Origin of the sequence: uncultured Pigmentiphaga sp. (genome assembly GCF_937950555.1) — a bacterium.
Lineage (GTDB): Bacteria > Pseudomonadota > Gammaproteobacteria > Burkholderiales > Burkholderiaceae_B > Pigmentiphaga.
Genome location: NZ_CALFCW010000069.1, coordinates 21,882 through 40,933, shown reverse-complemented (window position 1 = coordinate 40,933; position 19,052 = coordinate 21,882). Strand labels below are relative to the sequence as shown.

General features: G+C 67.5%; 21 protein-coding genes, 1 tRNA gene and 2 pseudogenes. 13 read left to right on the top strand and 11 right to left on the bottom strand.

The window, feature by feature from the left end; all coding sequences use genetic code 11:
• Window positions 1-135 precede the first annotated feature (135 nt).
• The 13 genes from fliF (at window position 136) to fliR (ending at window position 11,255) form a co-directional block, all read left to right on the top strand.
• On the top strand, window positions 136-1,785 hold the full coding sequence (gene fliF / locus Q0319_RS16320) for a flagellar basal-body MS-ring/collar protein FliF (protein WP_299454432.1): 1,650 nt from the start codon (window positions 136-138) through the stop codon (window positions 1,783-1,785).
• A gap of 96 nt (window positions 1,786-1,881) precedes the next feature.
• Window positions 1,882-2,880: a flagellar motor switch protein FliG gene (gene fliG, locus Q0319_RS16315; protein ID WP_299454430.1), complete on the top strand. Its 999-nt coding sequence runs from the start codon at window positions 1,882-1,884 to the stop codon at window positions 2,878-2,880.
• Window positions 2,873-3,697, top strand: coding sequence for a flagellar assembly protein FliH (locus Q0319_RS16310; RefSeq protein ID WP_296465037.1), 825 nt, complete (start codon window positions 2,873-2,875; stop codon window positions 3,695-3,697). Before fliG ends, Q0319_RS16310 begins: the two co-directional genes overlap by 8 nt.
• Window positions 3,690-5,105 (top strand): flagellar protein export ATPase FliI, encoded by a 1,416-nt coding sequence (fliI, locus tag Q0319_RS16305; RefSeq protein WP_296465034.1) that lies wholly within the window; start codon window positions 3,690-3,692, stop codon window positions 5,103-5,105. The genes Q0319_RS16310 and fliI overlap by 8 nt, the downstream gene beginning before the upstream one ends.
• A gap of 19 nt (window positions 5,106-5,124) precedes the next feature.
• The gene (gene fliJ, locus Q0319_RS16300; RefSeq protein WP_296465032.1) at window positions 5,125-5,580 is read left to right on the top strand and encodes a flagellar export protein FliJ; all 456 of its coding nucleotides are present in this window, start codon (window positions 5,125-5,127) and stop codon (window positions 5,578-5,580) included.
• The gene (locus Q0319_RS16295; protein ID WP_299454426.1) at window positions 5,577-6,764 is read left to right on the top strand and encodes a flagellar hook-length control protein FliK; all 1,188 of its coding nucleotides are present in this window, start codon (window positions 5,577-5,579) and stop codon (window positions 6,762-6,764) included. The genes fliJ and Q0319_RS16295 overlap by 4 nt, the downstream gene beginning before the upstream one ends.
• Before the next feature lie 184 nt (window positions 6,765-6,948).
• A complete protein-coding gene (locus tag Q0319_RS16290; protein ID WP_296465025.1) occupies window positions 6,949-7,473 on the top strand; it encodes a flagellar basal body-associated FliL family protein in 525 nt (174 codons plus the stop codon).
• Window positions 7,474-7,531: 58 nt separating this feature from the next.
• Entirely contained in the window at window positions 7,532-8,545 is a 1,014-nt protein-coding gene (gene fliM / locus Q0319_RS16285; protein ID WP_296465022.1) for a flagellar motor switch protein FliM, read from the top strand.
• Window positions 8,529-8,957 (top strand): flagellar motor switch protein FliN, encoded by a 429-nt coding sequence (gene fliN / locus Q0319_RS16280; protein ID WP_296465019.1) that lies wholly within the window; start codon window positions 8,529-8,531, stop codon window positions 8,955-8,957. The genes fliM and fliN overlap by 17 nt, the downstream gene beginning before the upstream one ends.
• 6 nt (window positions 8,958-8,963) lie before the next feature.
• Entirely contained in the window at window positions 8,964-9,302 is a 339-nt protein-coding gene (gene fliO, locus Q0319_RS16275; protein ID WP_296465016.1) for a flagellar biosynthetic protein FliO, read from the top strand.
• Between the two features lie 83 nt (window positions 9,303-9,385).
• Window positions 9,386-10,138 (top strand): flagellar type III secretion system pore protein FliP, encoded by a 753-nt coding sequence (gene fliP, locus Q0319_RS16270; RefSeq protein WP_296465071.1) that lies wholly within the window; start codon window positions 9,386-9,388, stop codon window positions 10,136-10,138.
• 49 nt (window positions 10,139-10,187) lie between these two features.
• Entirely contained in the window at window positions 10,188-10,460 is a 273-nt protein-coding gene (gene fliQ, locus Q0319_RS16265; protein ID WP_296465013.1) for a flagellar biosynthesis protein FliQ, read from the top strand.
• 21 nt (window positions 10,461-10,481) lie between these two features.
• Window positions 10,482-11,255, top strand: a complete 774-nt coding sequence (gene fliR / locus Q0319_RS16260) for a flagellar biosynthetic protein FliR (protein WP_296465009.1) — start codon at window positions 10,482-10,484, stop codon at window positions 11,253-11,255.
• Window positions 11,256-11,271: 16 nt separating this feature from the next.
• Here fliR and Q0319_RS16255 read toward each other — a convergent pair.
• The 11 genes and pseudogenes from Q0319_RS16255 to Q0319_RS16205 all read right to left on the bottom strand — a co-directional run.
• Window positions 11,272-12,210 (bottom strand): annotated as a pseudogene (locus tag Q0319_RS16255) (HAMP domain-containing sensor histidine kinase); the annotation flags it as partial.
• Between the two features lie 21 nt (window positions 12,211-12,231).
• A pseudogene (locus tag Q0319_RS16250) lies at window positions 12,232-12,789 on the bottom strand (sensor histidine kinase N-terminal domain-containing protein); the annotation flags it as partial.
• Window positions 12,773-13,450: a response regulator transcription factor gene (locus tag Q0319_RS16245; RefSeq protein ID WP_296465007.1), complete on the bottom strand. Its 678-nt coding sequence runs from the start codon at window positions 13,448-13,450 to the stop codon at window positions 12,773-12,775. The gene Q0319_RS16245 and the pseudogene Q0319_RS16250, both read right to left, overlap by 17 nt.
• Window positions 13,451-13,607: 157 nt before the next feature.
• Window positions 13,608-14,048, bottom strand: coding sequence for a biopolymer transporter ExbD (locus Q0319_RS16240; protein ID WP_296465004.1), 441 nt, complete (start codon window positions 14,046-14,048; stop codon window positions 13,608-13,610).
• A gap of 12 nt (window positions 14,049-14,060) precedes the next feature.
• Window positions 14,061-14,804, bottom strand: coding sequence for a MotA/TolQ/ExbB proton channel family protein (locus tag Q0319_RS16235; RefSeq protein ID WP_296465001.1), 744 nt, complete (start codon window positions 14,802-14,804; stop codon window positions 14,061-14,063).
• A 1-nt stretch (window position 14,805) separates the two neighbouring features.
• A complete protein-coding gene (locus tag Q0319_RS16230) occupies window positions 14,806-15,615 on the bottom strand; it encodes an energy transducer TonB (protein ID WP_296464995.1) in 810 nt (269 codons plus the stop codon).
• A gap of 95 nt (window positions 15,616-15,710) precedes the next feature.
• Window positions 15,711-16,568, bottom strand: coding sequence for a universal stress protein (locus Q0319_RS16225; RefSeq protein ID WP_299454417.1), 858 nt, complete (start codon window positions 16,566-16,568; stop codon window positions 15,711-15,713).
• Between the two features lie 160 nt (window positions 16,569-16,728).
• Window positions 16,729-16,804: transfer RNA gene (locus Q0319_RS16220), tRNA-Thr, on the bottom strand.
• Between the two features lie 112 nt (window positions 16,805-16,916).
• Entirely contained in the window at window positions 16,917-17,558 is a 642-nt protein-coding gene (gene maiA, locus Q0319_RS16215; protein WP_296471260.1) for a maleylacetoacetate isomerase, read from the bottom strand.
• A gap of 15 nt (window positions 17,559-17,573) precedes the next feature.
• Entirely contained in the window at window positions 17,574-18,524 is a 951-nt protein-coding gene (ispH, locus tag Q0319_RS16210) for a 4-hydroxy-3-methylbut-2-enyl diphosphate reductase (protein WP_296471257.1), read from the bottom strand.
• Window positions 18,524-18,997, bottom strand: a complete 474-nt coding sequence (locus Q0319_RS16205; protein WP_296471255.1) for an FKBP-type peptidyl-prolyl cis-trans isomerase — start codon at window positions 18,995-18,997, stop codon at window positions 18,524-18,526. The genes ispH and Q0319_RS16205 overlap by 1 nt, the downstream gene beginning before the upstream one ends.
• Window positions 18,998-19,052 lie beyond the last annotated feature (55 nt).

Genomic DNA, 19,052 nt, shown 5'->3' with positions numbered 1-19,052 from the left:
GAAGTACCGGGGCAAATGCCGCCTATTCTCCCCTTGGCGGTGACACTCTCCACCAAATAATACAAGCCGGAGAATGGGCGGGCGCCCGCCAGGGCGGCCCGGCTTCTTTTTTTGCATTCGAATCCGCTTCACTCAATGTCCGACGACACGCAGAACCCGCCCGCCGCCGAGGCGCCCCACAACAGGCTCCTGGAGGCGTATGGCAGATTGCCCACGCGCCATAGGCTGGCCCTGCTCGCGGGCATTCCAATGCTCGTCGCGATCGTCATCGCCGCGCTGCTGTGGAACCGCGCGCCCGAGTACCGCGTCCTCTTCAGCGGCCTTTCCGACCAAGACGGCGGCGCCATCATCGCCGCCCTGCAGCAGCAGAAAATCCCCTACCGCGTTGCCGACGGCGGCAGCGCCATCCTAGTGCCGCCAGACCAAGTGCACGAAGTGCGGCTGCGGCTGGCCTCGCAAGGCCTGCCGCGCGCGGGCAACGTCGGCTTCGAGCTGATGGACAACGGCCGGCTGGGCCTGACCCAGTTCCAGGAGCAGGTCAATTACCAGCGCGCGCTCGAAGGCGAGCTGGCGCGCTCCATTCAAAGCCTGGGCACGGTCAAGAGCGCCCGCGTCCACCTGGCCATCCCCAAGCCCAGCATCTTCGTGCGCGAACAGAATCGACCCTCCGCCTCGGTACTGGTGCAGATGCTGCCCGGCCGCGTGCTCGAACGCCACCAGGTGGCCGGCATCGTGCACCTGGTGTCTTCCTCGGTGCCCGACCTCGCGCCGGGCGCGGTCAGCGTGGTCGACCAGACCGGCACGCTGCTGTCGGCCAACGACGCCGACCCGAACGGACTGGATGCCACGCAGCTCGAATACCTGCGCACCCTGGAGCGGCAGTACACGCGTCGCATCGCCGAGCTGATCTCGCCCATCGTCGGCGCGCAGAACGTGCGCGCGCAGGTAGCGATCGACCTCGATTTCAGCCGCCAGGAGCAAACCGACGAAATCTACCGCCCGAACGGTGGCTCGCCGGACCAGGCCGCGATCCGCAGCCGCCAGAGCTCGGAGTCGCGCGAGCCGGCACCCGGCCTCGACGGCGGCGTGCCGGGCTCGCTCAGCAACACGCCGCCCGGCGTGGCCGTCGCCCCGACCACGGGCGGTGCGCCCACCAACCCGCCAGCGCCGGGCGCGCCTCCGCAGTCGGCGCAACACCTCAAGCGCGCCGACACCACGAATTACGAGCTGGACAAGACCGTGCGCTACGTGCGCGAACCGGTAGGCCGCATCAAGCGCCTCTCGGCGGCCGTGGTGGTCAACCACCGCACCAGCGTGGTCAAGGGCGAGGCCGTCGCGACGCCCCTCAGCGAGGCGGAGCTGGCGCAAATCAAGGCCTTGGTAAGCGAAGCCGTGGGCTTCGATCCGCAGCGCCGCGACTCCATCTCCGTCATCAACATTCCCTTCAACGAGGCGGCCGGCGAGCCCGCCCCCGAACCGGCGTTCTGGCAACAGGCCGAATTCATCGACCTGACGCGCGACATCGGCGTGGCGCTGGTGCTGGCACTCGCGGTGCTCTACCTCATCATCGGCGTGATCCGCCCGGCCATCAAGCAGCTCACGGCGCCGGCCGAGCCGGCGGCCCCGGCCTTCGCGGGCCTCGACCCCACCGCTGCCGGGCCGACCGCGCCGGCCGAGGACGACCAGCCCGAAGACCCGCTCGAGCGCGTGCGCCGCTTTGCGCGCGAGAACCCTCAGATCGTCGCCAACGTCATCCGCCAGTGGGTCAATGATGCACAAGCCTGATCGCCGCGGGAGCCCGGATGCAGCCGCCCCCTTCATACCGATCGCGAGCCGGCGCGCCTTCGCCGCGCGCATGCTGACATGACGAACGCAGTCACTATGGATACCGAAACAGGCGTCAACGACGGCGCCATCCTGCTCCTGAGCCTGGGCGAGGAAGAGGCGGCGGAGGTGCTCAAGTATTTGTCGCCGCGCGAAGTGCAGAAGCTGGGCACGGCCATGGCCGGCATGCAGGGCATCGCCCGCGAGGCCATGGACAAGGTGATCCAGCGCTTCGAGGAAGACATCAGCGCGCACACGGGCCTGGGCGCCGATGCCGACGCCTACCTGCGCAGCGTGCTGACCAAGGCCCTGGGTGCCGACAAGGCGGGCTTCCTGCTCGACCGCATCCTGCACACCGGCGACACCTCTGGCATCGAAAGCCTCAAGTGGATGGATCCGGCCAGCGTCGCTGACCTCATCCGGCACGAGCATCCGCAGATCATCGCCTCCATATTGGTCCACCTCGAAGCCGACCAGTCGGCTGCAGTGGTCAACCACCTGCCCGAGCGCGTGCGGGCCGACGTGCTGCTGCGGGTGGCGACGCTGGACGGCATCCAGCCCTCGGCCCTGCGCGAGCTGAACGACGTACTGCTCAAGATGCTCTCCGGCAATGAGCAGATCAAGCGCCGCAAGCTGGGCGGCATCAAGACCGCGGCGGAAATCCTGAACTACGTCGGCTCGACGTCGGAGCACCAGATTCTCTCCGTCGTCAAGCAGGTCGATGCGGACCTCGCCCAGCGCATCATCGACGAGATGTTCACGTTCGAGAACCTCATCGATGCCGACGACCGCGGCATGCAGCTGCTGCTGCGCGAAGTCACGCCCGAATCGCTCGTGCTTGCGCTCAAGGGCGCGAGCACCGAGCTGCGTGCCAAGGTGTTCCGCTGCATGCCCTCGCGCGCCGCGCAGCAGTTGCGCGAAGACCTGGAGGCGCGCGGCCCCGTCAAGCTGTCCGAAGTCGAAGCCCAACAAAAAGAGATCCTCAAGATTGCACGTCGGCTGGCCGAGTCCGGCGACTTGGCGGTGAACGGCATTGGCGAGGATCAATATGTCTGAAACCATGGCGCCGCCCCGACGCATTCTCCGCGCAGAAGAGGCCCGCCACCTGCCGGTCTGGCGGCCGCAGCCCTTCCCCAGCGACTCGCTGCAGGCCGGTGCCCGGCGCCGCCCCCAGACCGCCGAGGAAAAGCTCGCCATCCAGCGCGCGCTGCTCGCCGCGCAGCAGGAAGCCGAGCGCCGCGAACGCGAAGCAGCAGCGGCTGCTGCGGCCGACGCCGCACGCGCAGCCGCTGCGCAGCCCGAGCCCGCCTCAGAGGCTCCCGTGCAGGCGCCCGCCGAGCCGCTGGCGCCTGCCGTAGACCCGGCCGAGATCGAGCGCATCAAGACCGCCGCCTTCGACGAAGGCTATGCAGCCGGTTACGACCACGGCACGGCCGCCGCCAGGAAAGAAGCCGACAGGCTGCAGGCCATCGCGCAGTCTGCGTCGGAGGTCTTCGCGCGCTTCGAGCACGAGCTCGCCCCGCGCCTCGTGACGCTGGCCGTGGATATCGCGCGCCAGGTGGTCAAGCACGAACTCTCGGTGGACAACACCGTGGTACTGGCCGTGGTGCGCGACGCCTTCAACCAGCTCGTGGGCGGCGAAACCGGCAAGCAGTTGCTGCTACACCCTTCGGACGTGCAGCTGGTGCGCGCCCATTTGGGCGAAGAGCTCGAGCTCGGACAATGGAAGATCCTCGAAGACGCTGGCATCGAGGCCGGCGGCTGCCGCGTCGTCACGCACCAGTCCGACATCGACGCCACCCTGCCCACCCGCTGGAAACGCACGCTCGCGGCCCTGGGCCAGGATGCACCCTGGAGCGGTCACGATGCATGATCGGGCCGCCCGCCTCGCCAGGTTCCTCGACCGCTGCACCGCACGCGTGCGCACGGCCGCGCCCATCGCGGCGGCCGGCCGCCTGACCCGCGTGGCCGGGCTGGTCATGGAAGCCACGGGACTGAAGCTGCCGGTCGGCAGCACCTGCCGGATCGTCCAGGGAGAAGAACGCGCCGTGGAGGCCGAAGTCGTCGGCTTCAACGGCGAGCGCCTGTTCCTCATGCCCTCCACCGAAATCCATGGACTGACGGCGGGCTCGCTCGTCATGCCGCTCGAGCTCAGGCGTCCCGCGCCGGCGTATCCCGCCAACGAAGACCTCGACGAGGGCGCACCCGAGGAGCTCACCAAGCACCTGCCCGTGGGCGACGCGCTGCTCGGGCGCGTGGTCGACGGCGCCGGCCGGCCGCTAGACCGCCTCGGCCCCATCGCCTCAGTCCAGCGCGCACCGCTTGCCGCGCGCCCGGTCAACCCCATCGAGCGCCAGCCCATCGAACGGCCGCTGGACGTGGGCGTGCGCGCCATCAACGCGATGCTCACCGTCGGGCGAGGGCAGCGCATGGGCCTGTTCGCCGGATCGGGCGTGGGAAAGAGCGTGCTGCTCGGCATGATGGCCCGCTATACCGAAGCCGACGTGACCGTGGTGGGGCTGATCGGCGAACGCGGGCGCGAGGTCAAGGAATTCATCGACCAGATCCTGGGCCCAGAGGGCCTGGCACGCTCCGTGGTGGTTGCCGCGCCGGCTGACGCCGCACCGCTGATGCGGCTGCAAGGCGCGGCCTACGCCACGGTGCTGGCCGAACATTTCCGGGACCAGGGCAAGAACGTGCTGCTGATCATGGACTCGCTCACCCGCTATGCCATGGCGCAGCGGGAGATCGCGCTTGCCATCGGGGAGCCGCCGGCCACCAAGGGGTATCCGCCCTCCGTGTTCGCCAAGCTGCCGGCGCTGGTGGAACGCGCCGGCAACGGCACGCACGGATCGGGATCCATCACGGCCTTCTACACGGTCCTCACCGAGGGCGACGACCAGCAAGACCCGATCGCCGATTCGGCCCGCGCCATCCTGGACGGCCACATCGTGCTCAACCGCGCGCTGGCCGACACCGGCCATTACCCGGCCATCGACGTGGAACAGTCGATCTCGCGCGCCATGCACAACATCGTCAGCGCGGAGCAGCAGCGCCACGCGCGCACGCTCAAGAAACTCTTCTCGCGCTACCAGCGCTCGCGCGACCTCATCCAGGTCGGTGCCTACGTTCCCGGCACCGACCCAGAACTCGACCAGGCCATCGCTGCGTACGACAGCATCAGCCGCTTCCTGCAGCAGGACATGCAGGCGCGCGCCACGTTCGCCGAAAGCCTGACCCTGATGACCGCCATCGCCGAACAATTCGGCGGCGGCGCCTGACCCGCCCCAGGGGCCCGACATGACGTCACCGACCACTCTCTCTACGCTGATCGAACTGGCCGAAGCCCGCAAGAACCGCGCCGCCCAGGAGTTCGCCCAAGCTGCCGCGGCGCACTCCCGCGCCCGCGAGCGCCTGGTGTTGATCGAAAACTACCGGGCCGATTATGAGTCGCGCATGCGCAACCAGGCGGGCATAGGCCTGGATGGAACACTGGTCGGCAACTATGCGCGCTTCATCCAGCAACTGACCGACGCGGTCGAGCAGCAGGCGCGCGAAGTCGCGCGCTGCGCCGAGCACATGAACGCCGCCCGCGCAGCTTTCTTCGAAGAAGAGCGCAAGTGCAAGTCCCTGGAAATCCTCGCCCAGCGCGAAGCACAGCGCCAGCAGGCGACGGAAGCCAAGCGCATACAGAAGCAGATCGACGAATTCGCCAACCGCCGCAGTTTCGGCTCGCCCACGGGATACGCCCTATGAACGCCCTGCCCGTCGCCACCTCGGCCCTGCCGGTCGCCACCTCGGCCCTGCCGGTCGCCCTGCCTTCGCCCGCCCCGGCCTCCGCGCGCGGCGAAGAGCATTTCAGCCGCCAGCTCGAAGCGGCCGAAGCGTCGCTGGAACGCCCCTTGGGCGACGGCGCGATGCATCCCGGCGCGCCCGCTGCGGGCGACGCGGGCGAAACCGAGGCCGCGGAAGAGATCGCCCTCGTGGCACAGAATCCGGGGCCGGGCCTGCCCTGGCCCACGCCGTGGGCGGCCTACGTCAACCCGCCCGCGGCGCCGGTCGCCCCACCCAGGCCCGGCACGGCCTTGCCTCCCGACGAGGCCGGCCCCGGGCTTGCCGTCGATGCGGCCGCGGACGCCATGCAGGCCACCGCGGGCGGCAAGGCACCACAGGCCGAAGCCGGACCTGCCCAGCCCGGTGCCGCTGCGGGCGTCGCCATGAGACCGTCCCGGCTTGTCTTGCCCGCGGCGGCCGACGATGCGCCCGGCCCCGGCATGGCACGCGCCGAGGCGGGCGCGGGGGCCTCCGGCCGAGCGACGCCGGCTGCCGCCCCGGTCCTGCCTGCGCAAGAGGGGGTGCCCGCCCCGGCCGCGCCCAAGGCAGAGGTGCTGCAGGAAACGGCCACGGTGCCTGTAGCGGGCAACACCCACCCGTCCGCGCAGCACGTTGCGCCGCGCGGCGAGGCACCGACGGTGCCGGGTGCGCCGGCACCGCTGCACCCCGGCGCACTGCAGGAGCGCATCGACACCGCGCTGCGCTGGATGGCCGGGGGCGGCCTACAAACCGCGCAGCTGCGCGTCGATCCCGAAGCGCTCGGCCCCATCACCATCCATCTGCGGCTGGACGGAGACGTGGCCAACGTCGTGTTCGGCAGCAATCACGAATCGACCCGCCAGGCGCTGGAGAATTCGATCGCTGGCCTAAAAGAGGCGCTGGCCGCGGGCGGCCTGAGCCTGGGCCAGGCGTCGGTGGGCAGCGAGCGGCAGAGCGGCTTCATGGCAGCGCAACAGTTCGGCGAGCGCGGCGCGGATGCGCGAGCGTCCCATGACACCTCGGCCACAGAGGCGCACGAAACATCCGCTTCCGGCGCGCCACCGGCCGGCCCGGCGCGCAGCGGGCATATCGCGTCGACAAACCGCATGGTGGATCTCTACGCGTAGGCCCATGCGGCCAGGGGCGGGGGCCCGCCGCGATTTCGTGCCCGGACCGAAGCGCCAGCGCCACGTCCATCCATTAAACGCGCGATTTCCCCTGCTGTTCCACGGATAGCCGTTTTTTCTTTTCTAGATAATCCAGCTTGGGGCAGCCTGCTGCCCTTCACCCAGACATCCGGAGATGTAGTTCATGGCCGAGGCCGTCGCCCCTGTCAAACGCACCAGAACCTGGCCCTTCGTGCTGGCAGGACTCATTCTGCTGATCGTCATCGCGAGCATGGTCGCGGTGCTGCTGATCCACAACAAGCAGCTGGCCGATTTCGAAACCTACGCCTACGCGGGCCCGCGTCCGGCCGCCCAGGATCCAACCATCGAGCGGGCCGTGGCATCGTCGAATCCATCCAAGCACGTGTTCGTGCCGCTGGAAATGTTCACGGCCAACCTGAACGAGCGCGACCACGACCGCTTCGCGCAGGTCGGCGTCATCATCGAAGTGGGCGATGCCAAGGCGGGCGCCGCGCTCTCGGCCGTCGTCCCGCCCGTGCGCAGCGAGATCCTGATGCTGCTCACGTCCAAGGGCGCGGCCGAGCTGCTCACGCTCAAAGGCAAGCAGGCGCTGGCAGCCCAGATCGTGGACATCGCCCGCAAGTACATCGCACCGGAGTTCCGCAACAGCGTCTACGCTGCGCATTTCTCCAACTTCGTGATCCAGTAACCGCATCGCGCCGTGATGCCGATGACGCCTATTTCCGACGCCGCCCGGAGCGCCCACGATGGCCGGTGAGTTTCTATCGCAAGACGAAGTCGATGCGCTGCTGCGGGGCGTGACGGGCGAGCCGGACGATCTGCCGCAGGAAGAAGAGCCTGCGGGCGGCATACGCCCCTACAACCTCGCCAAGCAGGAGCGCATCGTCCGCGGCCGCATGCCGTCGCTGGAAATCATCCACGACCGCTTCGGGCGCCTGCTGCGCGTAGGGCTGTTCAATTTCCTGCGCCGCAATCCCGAGGTCTCCGTGGGGCCGGTGCGCCTGGTCAAGTACAGCGAGTTCCTGCGCAACATCGTCGTCCCGACCAACCTGAACATCGTCTCGCTCAAGCCCTTGCGGGGCAATGCGCTCTTCATCTTCGAACCGCGCCTGGTGTTTTCGGTCATCGACAACCTGTTCGGCGGAGACGGACGTTTCCACACGCGCGTCGAAGGGCGCGACTTCACGCCCACCGAGCAGCGCATCATCCAGCGCATGCTGGCCGTGGTGCTCGACGAGTATGCCCGGGCCTGGGCCGCGGTCCATCCCATGCATTTCGAGTACCAGCGGGCCGAAATGCACACGCAGTTCGCCAATATCGCCACGCCGTCCGAGATCGTCGTGTGTTCCACGTTCTCCATCGAGTTCGGCAACTCGGGCGGCGACCTGCACATCTGTTTTCCGTACGCATCGGTGGAACCGATCCGCGATGCGCTGTACAGCCCCGTCCAAGGCGACCAGATGGAGCCGGACAAGCGCTGGCTGCGCATGCTGTCCAAGCAGATCCAGCTGGCCGACGTCGAGATGGTGGTCAACCTGGCGCAGACCGAGCTGACGCTGCGCGACATCCTGAACATGCAGAAAGGGGACGTGATCCCGATCGACATCGCCCCCACGCTGCCGGCCTATGTAGACGGCATACCCATCTTCGACTGCAAGATCGGCGTCAGCAACGGACAGTACGCGATCCGCATCGGCAAGGTGCTGGCCACCCTGCAATCGGAAAACAATCTAGGAGATGAACATGGAAGCGGATCCTGAACACATCCCCGAGCCGTCGTCCGCCAGTGTCGACGACGACTGGGCGGCTGCGCTGGCCGAGCAGTCCCAGGCCGGCGCGAGCGGCACGGTGCGGCCGGCGGATGAATTGTTCGAACAGTTCACCGACGCGGGCAGCTCGCCCAAGACGGTCAACGACATCGAAATCATCATGGACATCCCGGTCACCCTGACCGTGGAACTGGGACGCACCCGCATACCGATCAAGCAAATCCTGCAACTGGCGCAGGGGTCCGTGGTGGAGCTCGACGGCCTGGCCGGCGAGCCCATGGACGTGCTCGTCAACGGCTGCCTGATCGCCCAAGGCGAAGTGGTGGTCGTCAATGACAAGTTCGGCATCCGGCTGACGGACATCGTCACGCCTTCCGAACGGCTCCGCCGCCTCAACCGCTGATACGCCATGCCCTCTACCGGCTCCGCGCTGCAAACGCTGCTGGCCCTGGTCGCGGTCCTGGGGTTGATCCTCGCCTGCGCGTGGCTGCTGCGGCGCCTGCAGCGTCCGCACGCGGGCGCCGCTGCGCACCTGAAGCTGCGTGGCCAGCTCATGGTGGGCCCGCGCGAGCGCGTGGTCCTGATCGAAGTGGGCGACCAATGGATCGTGGCAGGCGTCTCCTCCGGTCACGTGCGTCCGCTTGCCGTCTTGCCGCGCGCCGACGAAGCCGCGCCGCCCGCCCCCAGCGCGGCGCCGCCCTCGGTGCCGGATTTCCGCGCCCTCCTCGCCCGCTTCGGCAAGCCATGACCCGCATTTCCGACTTCTGCTGGCTTTCGGCACATGCGCCTTGCGCGCGCCTGCTACGCACGCGGGCGTGCAGCCCGGCATGGATGCGCGCGCCGGCCGTGCTGGGCGCGCTTGCCCTGATGTGCCTGCTCGGCATGGCCGGCCCGGCCTTCGCGCAAGAGGCCGGCATTCCCGCCTTGACCAGCAGCCCTGCGCCCGGGGGCGGCACGACGTGGTCCTTGTCGCTGCAAACGCTGATCGTGCTGTCGGCGTTGAGCTTCTTGCCCGCCGTCCTGCTGATGATGACCGGCTTCACGCGCATCATCATCGTGCTGTCGTTGTTGCGCAGCGCGCTCGGCCTGCAGGGCTCGCCACCCAACATGGTGCTGATCGGCCTGGCGCTATTCACGACCTTCTTCATCATGACGCCCACGTTCGACCGCGTCTATGAAGAAGCCTACCTGCCCTTCGACCGCAAAGAGATCGATTTCCCCCAGGCCCTCGACCGGGCGCAGGCACCTCTGAAGGACTTCATGCTCAAGCAGACGCGCGAATCCGACCTGGCCCTCTTCATGCGCCTGGCCGATGCCAAGCCTGTCTCGGACGCCTCCGAGATTCCGCTGCGCATCGTGGTGCCGGCCTTCGTCACCAGTGAGCTCAAGACGGCCTTCCAGATCGGGTTCATGATCTTCCTGCCCTTTCTCGTCATCGACTTGGTGGTCTCCAGCGTGCTGATGTCCATGGGGATGATGATGCTGTCGCCCGTGCTGATCTCGCTGCCCTTCAAGCTGATGCTGTTCGTGCTCGCCGATGGCTGGAATTTGCTGATCGGCAGCCTGGTGGGAAGTTTCGGATGATGCGCCGCCCCGGGTGCGATGCCCACGCCCCATCCCCAGGAGATCCGTCTTGAACGACACCGCCGGAATTCTGACCTTGGCCCAGGAAGCGGTGCAAATCGCCATTTACCTCGCGGCGCCGCTCTTGCTGTCGGCGCTGGTGGTAGGCCTTGTCATCAGCGTGCTGCAGGCCGCCACCCAGATCAACGAGATGACGCTGTCATTCGTGCCCAAGCTGGTCGCGATCTTCGCGGCGGCCTTGATCGCCGGCCCTTGGATGCTGTCCATGATGACCGACTACATCCGCCGCCTGTTCGAAAACATCCCCTTCATGCTGGGCTAGCGCGCGCCCGGGCCAACCCGCATGATCAGTTTCACCGAAGCCGAGGTCCATGCCGCCATCGCCGCGCTGCTGTGGCCATTCGTGCGCACGCTGGCGCTCGTCCAGACGGCGCCTGTATTTGGTCATCGCGCCGTGCCGCAACGCGTGAAGATCGGCCTCGCCTTCCTCATCTCGCTGCTGGTCGCGCCCGCCACGCCCGCGGCGGCGGTGGACGCCTTCTCGGGCACGGGCATGCTGCTGCTCCTGCAGCAAATCATCGTCGGCGCCGCCATGGGGTTCGGCCTGCGAGCCGTGTTCGCGGCGTTCGAACTGGCGGGGGACCTGATCGGACTGCAGATGGGCTTGGGGTTCGCGTCCTTCCTGGATCCGCAGCGCGGCGCGCCCTCGCCCCTGCTGGCGACGTTCCTGATGATGGTGGCCATGCTGGCCTTCCTCGCCACGGACGGCCATTTGACGCTGCTGCTCACGCTCGGCGAGAGCTTCCGCATCATCCCGGTCACGCCCCATCCCCTCGACAACCTGGACTGGCTGCGCCTGGCGAACCTGGGCGCCATCGTGTTTGCCGGAGGCGTACAGATCGCGTTGCCCGTGCTGGCAGCGGTGCTGTCCATCAACATCGCGCTGGGCTTCGTCTCTCGCAGCGCGCCGCAGCTCAATATCTTCAATCTCGGGTTCGCCGTCACCCTGCTGGCGGGCCTGTTGCTGCTCGCGCTCACGCTCGGCGTGCTGGCAGGCCCGATGGAGCGCCTGGTCGGCATCGCCGTGCCCTATTTCAAGACCGCCGTCATCCGCTGACTGCGCCCAGCGCGCGTCACCAGTCGGGCGCGGCCGGGCGCTTGCGCATGCGGCTTAGGTGCGCGCCGATGCGGGGCCCCGGGAACACGAGGCTGATGCGCGTCCCGGCGAAATCGGGCCGGCTGCGCAAATCCCAATGCGCGCCATGGGCCTCTGCAATCTCTTTCACGATGGCCAGCCCCAGTCCGGAACCGCCCGCGATCGCATTCTTGGCCCGATAAAACGCGTCGAACACGCGCTTGCGGTCTTCCGGCGCGATCCCCGGGCCATCGTCTTCCACGATCAGGGTCGGGGGTGCATCGTTCACACGCAATACGATCTGCCCCGGGCCGCGGCCATGGTAGCGAATGGCATTGTCGATCAGATTGCCCAGCATCTGCTCCAGCAGCACGGCATCGCCGTCCACCCACACCGGTTCGTCCGGCGCGATCAGCACGATGTCGATCTGCGCCTGGCGCGCGGCCGGGATCCAGTAGGCGCCGCATTCGCGCGTGATCTCGGTCAGGTCCAGCCGCGTGAACGCATCGCGCGGACGCGCGCTGGCATCGATGCGCGCCAGCACCAGCAATTGCTCTCCCACCCGTATCATGCGGTTCGCGACGCCCTTGATGCGCTCGGCGCGCTGGCGCACGTCGTCCGGCAGCGGGCGCGAGAGCATCAGCTCGCATTCCAGCTTCAGCCCGCTCAGCGGCGTGCGCAGCTGGTGTGCCGCATGGCCGATGAAGCGGCGCTGCGCCGCCACGGCTTCGTCCAGCCGCGCCAGGAGCGAGTTGATCTTGGCGATCAGCGGTGTCAACTCGGCGGGGACGTCTTCGCCGGCGATGGGTTGCAGGTCATCGATGCTGCGACTCTCGATTTCGTCGGACAGCTTGCTCACCGACTCCAGGCCCGAGCGTACGGCCGTCACGATCACGAAGCCGAGCAAGGTGATCAGCAGCAACTGCCCGGCCACCAGTGCAGAGATGATCTCCTCAATGAAACGGGTGCGCGTGTTGAGCGTCTCGGCCATGGTGACTTCCACCAAGTAACCGTCGGCCGTGAAATGCAGCGCCGCCGCGCGCACGGGCAACCCCTCCACCACGGAATCGTAGAGCGTCGGCACCGCCCGGTCGATGGCGTCCGCCAGGGACAGCAGCGCCCCGGGCTCGGCCTCCGCACTCTCCCGCTCCTCGAAGCTCGGCGCGGCAGGCAATGCCGCGGTGCCGGCGATGACTGCGCCGTCGACGCTGATGCGGAAATACGTGCGCTCGTCCGGGTCTGGGGTCAGAAAGCGCGTGCTGTTCCAGGATGGGTCAAGTTGCGGTCCGTGGGGCGTCAGGACCACCTGGCGCGCCAGGGCCCGGGTGGTGTTGATCAGCGCGCGGTCGTGCGACTGGGTGTTGAGCTTGTGCGTCAGGGCAAAGGTGACGACGATGTCCACTGTTGCCAGCGCGAGCACCGCGGGCAAGAGCCGCACCAGCAAGTGCCAGGCCAGCGAACGCCGGTGCAGGGCAGGCTTGCGGACTGCGGGCTGGGCTTCAACGCGCTGCGGCATCGGGTTCGAGCAGGTATCCGAACCCGCGCACTGTCTGAATGCTCACGCCCGATTTCTCGAGGCGTTTGCGCAGGCGATAGATGTAGACCTCGACCGCATTTTCGCTGAAGTCCGCATCCCAGGCCGACAGCGAGTTGACGATCTGGCGTTTGGTCACGACCCGCCCGGCGCGCGCCATGAGCATCTCGAGCACGGACAGCTCGCGCACCGACAGGGCAATCCTTTCGCCATTGACGCGCAGCTCCCGGCCCACGGTGTCGAAACTCAGCGGACCGACCTCCATGACGGGGTTGGCGAGCCCGGTCCGGCGCCGGATCTGCGCCCGCACCCGGGCCGCCAGCTCTGGCAGCTCGAAAGGCTTGGTGACGTAGTCGTCCGCGCCCGCATCCAGGCCAGCCACCCGGTCTTCCAGGGCATCGCGCGCCGTCAGGATGAGTACCGGGACAGGATTTTCGTTCGCGCGCAGGCGGCGCAGGACGGTCAGGCCGTCTTCGCCGGGGAGGTTCAAATCGAGCAGTACGAGGTCGTAGGCTTGGCTGGCGAGCGCCGCCGAGCCACGCTCCCCGCTGGAAACGAGATCGACGGCATACCCCTGGTCGCCCAGGAACTCAGACAGCGCACCGCCGAGGGTGGCGTCGTCTTCGATGACCAATACACGCATGAGGGAAAAGCGCCGGCACGGGTGCGGCGCAATGAAGCGGAAAAATCGCTAGCGTAAACCCATGCGCGGGCGAATGCCAGCGAGGGCCCGCCAGCGTGCCGGCAGCCGCAGTGCGCCGCGGCCGGCGGCAGGGGACCGGGCCGGCCCCGGAACGGCCCTAACGGGCCGGGCTGGGAGCCGCCGCTTCGGGCGTGCTAACAAAACCGATGCGCTTTAGCCCGGCGCGCGACGCATCGGCCATGACCTGCGCCAAGACTTCATAGCGCGTGGCCTTGTCCGCGCGCAGGTGCAGCTCGGGCTGGGGTTCGTCCTTCGCGACGGTGGCAAAGCGCGCGGCCAGGTCCTCCAGGGCGATCGGTGAGTCGTTCCAGTAAACCTTGCCCTCGGCGTCGATCGCCAGGTCGATCTTGGCCGGATCGGCATCGACGGGGGAGGAAGTCGCCTGCGGCACATCGATGCGCACCGCATGCGAAAGCAGCGGCGCCGTAATGATGAAGATCACCAGCAGCACCAGCATCACGTCGATGAGCGGCACCATGTTGATCTCGGACTGCGGCGCCCCGCTGCCCGCGCCGCCGTTGAAACTGCCAAAAGCCATGGATGACTCCCTTTACCCGTGCACGGTCTCGGCGGCCTTGCCCTTGAGCGCACGCACGTTGCTGTCGGTCACGATCTGCTGGCCGGTGGTCAGGAACGCGAACAAGTCGTGGGCGAACGCATCCAGGCGGGCCAGCAGCACGCGATTGCTGCGCGTGAAGAAGTTGTAGGCCAGCACCGCGGGAATGGCCACCGCCAGGCCCAGGCCGGTCATGATCAGCGCTTCGCCCACGGGGCCCGCGATCCGGTCGATCGTGGCGCTGCCGCCCTGGCCGATGGCCACCAGCGCGTGATAGACGCCCCAGACCGTGCCAAACAGGCCGACGAACGGCGCGGTCGATCCGACCGATGCGAGCAGGGTCAGGCCGTTCTCGAGCTTGGCCGTTTCCTCGTCGATGACCTTGCGCATGGTGCGCGTGACGAAATCCGCCTGCGAACCCGCCTCCTCGAGCTTGGCGGCGCCGAACTTGGCGTGATGCTGGCGGGCATAGATTGCGTGGCTGGTCAGGTGCGAGAACGGATCGTTCGCCCCGTGCGTCGTGATTTCGCGATCCACGGCCTCGAGCGAAGTCGCGTTCCAGAAATGCTCGAGGAACTTTTCGCCGCGTCGCCGCGAGCGCATGTTCGAAACGGCCTTGACGATGATCAGGTACCAAGTCGCGAGGGACATCAGCACCAGAATGATGAACAGCGCCTTGCCCAGGCCATCGGTCTGGGAGATGAAGTGCGCAAAGCCCAGGCTAGGGGTCTCGGTCATGTCAGTTCCTGAGTGTGAAATCGAACGGCACGATGGCGATGGCAGCCATCGCTACGCCATTCTCCGTATAGGGTTTGAAACGTCCACGCTTGGCGGCCTCCAGCGCGGCATCGTCCAGCCGGCGAAAGCCCGAGGATTTCTCCAGCGTGGCCTGATCCACCAGGCCGCGCGCATTGATCAGCAGGCGCACCAGCACCTTGCCTTCCTCGCCCAGGCGGCGGGACGCGCGCGGATACTCCGGCATCGGCGGTGGCCCGAGGTACTCGATGCGGCCGACGAGCTTGGGTTCGTTGGAAACCGGCGCCTGCGGCGACGCCGAGCGGTCGGAAGCCTCTGGCTTGCCGGAAGGCGGCTCGGAGGAAGCCACCGGCGCGGGTGCCGGATCCGCCACGGGCGCCGGCTCTGCGGCCGGAGTCGGCTCGGGCTCGGGCGCCGGCTGCGTCGTCAACGCGGTTTCGGACGGAGGCAGCGGCTCTGGGGGCGGCTGCTTGATCTCCTGCTTCGGAACCGGCTTCGCAGGCTTGGGCTTAGGCTTGGGTTTGGGCTTGGGCGGTTCGGGCACGGGCCGGGGCGCCGGCTCGGGTTCGGGAGCAGGAGGCGTGGGTGCGGGCGGCGCCGTCGCCACCTGCACCTGGGGAGCGATTTCGACGAACCGTACCTCTATTGTTTCGACCGGCTCGACCACGTGCTGATCGGGCTGCGCCGCGAAGATCGCGCCGACCACCGCAGCGTGCAAGAGGACCACCGCGGCGCCTGCTCCAACGCGCAGCCCGGTCGAGGCTGGCGCATTCCAATGCAAGGTGGCACTCATTCGAAGGAATCGTGTGGCGAGACTGAGAGATCGCTACGATATCACAAATGCGACTTATTCGCAGTTGCAATACCGCCCCCCTTCCCGCCGCGGCGCTAGGCAAGCGGCTCGACCGGCACCGTCCTGACGACCAAGGCGTCGCAAGGCGAGAGCTGGATGAGCCGTTCGGCCACGCTGCCCATCGCCGTGCGCAGCAGCCCCGTCAGGCCGTGCGTGCCCACCACCAGCAGGTCCGTCGGATGGCGGGCGACGTAATCCGGCACCACGCGCTCGGGCAACCCGCGCTCCAGGACCAGCTTCGGCGCCGCGCCGCCCCGCGCGAAATGACGCGACACGAACGCGTCTCCGGCGCGCTGCGCCTCCCCCTGCGCGGCCTCGATCTCCGCCGGGTCCGGATCGGCCTTGAGCATCGGATAGGCATGGAGCAGCGTCAGCTGCGCATCCGGGAAAAACACGCGGGCCGCGTTCAGGGCCTGGCGCGACCCTTCGGAAAAATCGGTCGCGCCGAGCACGCGCTGGTATGGGCGGTGCGGGCGCTTTCTCACGATCAGGATGGGCAGCGCCGCCGTGCGCGCCAACCGCTCGGCCGTGGAACCCAACAGCAGCCGGCCCAGCCCGCCATTGCGGCCCGAACCCGTCACGATCAAGTCACATTGGCGCAAGCGAGCCGTGCGCTCGATCACCTCGACCGGGTGACCGGTCTCGACGATCAGCTCCATCGGCACGTCGACCTCGCCCACGGTATCCAGCAACAGCCGTTCCGCGGCCTGCAGCTCGGCATCCCGGCTCTCGGGCGACCGGAGCCGCTCGGCAAAGGACGGCTCCTCGACCACGTGCAGCACGATCAGCTTACATCGGCGCCGGCGCGCAATGTCGATGGCCCGATCCAGGGCTCGGTCGCCACATGCGCTCAGGTCGCTGGCAAGCAGGATGCTGCAGGTGTCACGTCCCATGCCGACACACTCCGGGTAGTTGAAAATATTTATTATTTTTATCCTGCCACGGATGAAGCGCGCTGCGCCATGGTGCGTTCCTGGGCGGTTGATGCAGATCAAGCGCCGGCAGCCAAGCCCCAACGCAAAAAGGGCAGCCCAACGGGCTGCCCTTTTCAACTGGTGCCGGCAATAGGAGTCGAACCTACGACCTTCGCATTACGAATGCGCTGCTCTACCAACTGAGCTATGCCGGCGCAAAACCTTCACGCCTTGCCTTCCGCGCAAATCGCGGCAAAAGCAAAGCTAGCCCGCTATTCTAGCAGAATTTTTTCGAAGCTTTCAAACCGTGCTCGCAGAAGCCGCCTCTCATTCCGCATCAGGCTGCCGGTCGGGATGCGCGGCCTCGAAGGCCGGCAGCGCCGCGCAATAGTCGGCCACGCGCACCACGGTGGGCATGGCGCTCAGGTCGGCCTTCAGGCGCCGGGCGTTGTAGACCTGCGGGATGAGGCAGATGTCCGCCAGCGTGGGCTGGTCGCCGTGGCAGCAGCGCCCGGTATGGGGAGAGTCGGCGAGCATGCGCTCGAACGCGGTAAGGCCGTTCTCGACCCAATGGCGGTACCACTGGTCGCGCCCTTCCTGTTCGATGCCGAGCTGCTTCAGGTACTTCAGCACGCGCAGGTTGTTCAGCGGATGGATGTCGCACGCGACGGTCATCGCCAGGGCACGCACTCGGGCCCGCCCGATCGGGTCCGACGGCAGCAGCGCGGGCTCGGGGTGCGTCTCTTCCAGGTATTCGATGATGGCGAGCGACTGCGTCAGCACCGCGCCGCCGTCCTCGAGTACCGGCACGAGGGCATCCGGGCTGAGCTTGCGAAACTCGGGCCGTTTCTGCTGGCCGCCATCCTTGAGCAGGTGGACGGCCTGGTATTCGTAATCCAGCTTCTTCAGGGCCAGCGCGATGCGGACGCGATACGCGGCGGAACTGCGGAAATAGCTATAGAGACGCATGCTTGCTCCGTTCGGCTACGGATGGACGTTCCTCGACAAACCTTTGGGCAGCGGAAAGGCCACGCCCTCCTCGGCACCGGCCAGCTTGCGCACGGACACCGCGCCCAGCTCCTTCAAGCGGGCGATGACCTGCTGCACCAGGACGTCGGGGGCGGACGCACCCGCGGTGACGCCCACGCGCCGGCAGCCCGTCAGCCAGGCCGGGTCGATGTCCTCGGCGCCGTCGATGAGGTAGGCGGGCACGCCCTTGCGCTCGGCCACCTCGCGCAGGCGGTTGGAGTTGGAGCTGTTCACGCTTCCCACCACCAGCACGAGGTCGCATTCGGGCGCCATGATCTTGACGGCGTCCTGGCGGTTCTGGGTGGCATAACAGATGTCGCTCTTCTTGGGTTCGGCAATGTTCGGAAAACGCGCCTTGAGCGCCGCGGCAACCTCCGCGGCGTCGTCCACGGACAGCGTGGTCTGCGTGACGTAGGCGAGCTGGTCCGGGTCCGCCACCTGCAGCGCCGCGACGTCTTCGACCGTCTCGACCAGGTACATGCCGCTGTCGGCCTGCCCCAGCGTGCCCTCGACTTCCGGGTGCCCCTTGTGGCCGATCATCACGATTTCTTTGCCGGCCGCGCGCATCTTCGCGACCTCCACGTGCACCTTGGTCACGAGCGGGCACGTCGCATCGAACACGCGCAAGCCGCGTTGCTCGGCCTCCTTCCTCACGGACTTGGGCACACCGTGGGCCGAGAACACCACGGTCGCCCCGCTCGGGGCCTGGTCCAATTCCTGGATGAAGATGGCGCCCTTGCTACGCAGGTCCTCCACCACGTAGCGGTTGTGGACGATTTCGTGCCGCACGTAGATCGGCGCGCCGAACAGTTCCAAGGCGCGCTCGACGATCTCGATGGCGCGATCGACCCCCGCGCAAAACCCGCGCGGCTGGGCGAGGACCACTTCCATGGGCGCCTGCGTCATCACATGACTCCGAGCAAAGATACGTCCACCTTCAGGGTCGCGCCGGCAAGCGGGTGATTGAAGTCGAACAACGCATAGTCCTCGCCCTGCTCCTTGAACACGCCCGAATACCGTCCGCCGTTGGGCGCCGCGAATTCGACCAAATCGCCTGGCTCGAACGTTTCGTCGCCCGCGTGCTCGCGCAGCATGGCGAGCGTGACGCGCTGGATGAGCTCGGGATTGCGCTCGCCATAGGCCTGGGCGGGTTCGAGGGTGAAGCTGAAGCTTTCGCCTTCGTGGTGGCCGAGCAGCGCCGCCTCCATGCCGGGCGCCCATTGGCCTACGCCCATCTGGAGCGTGGCGGGGCGGCCGCTGAAAGTATCGACGAAGACTTTCCCCGCGCCTTCGCCCGAAGCGAGCGTGATGCGGTAGTGCAGGGTTACGTAGGAATCCTCACGGACAACCGGGAGCGATGCGGGGGAATGGGAATCCAAAATATGTCACCGTGTCGATGCTATGCGCCAAACCCTGGATTTTACCCGCCTTGCC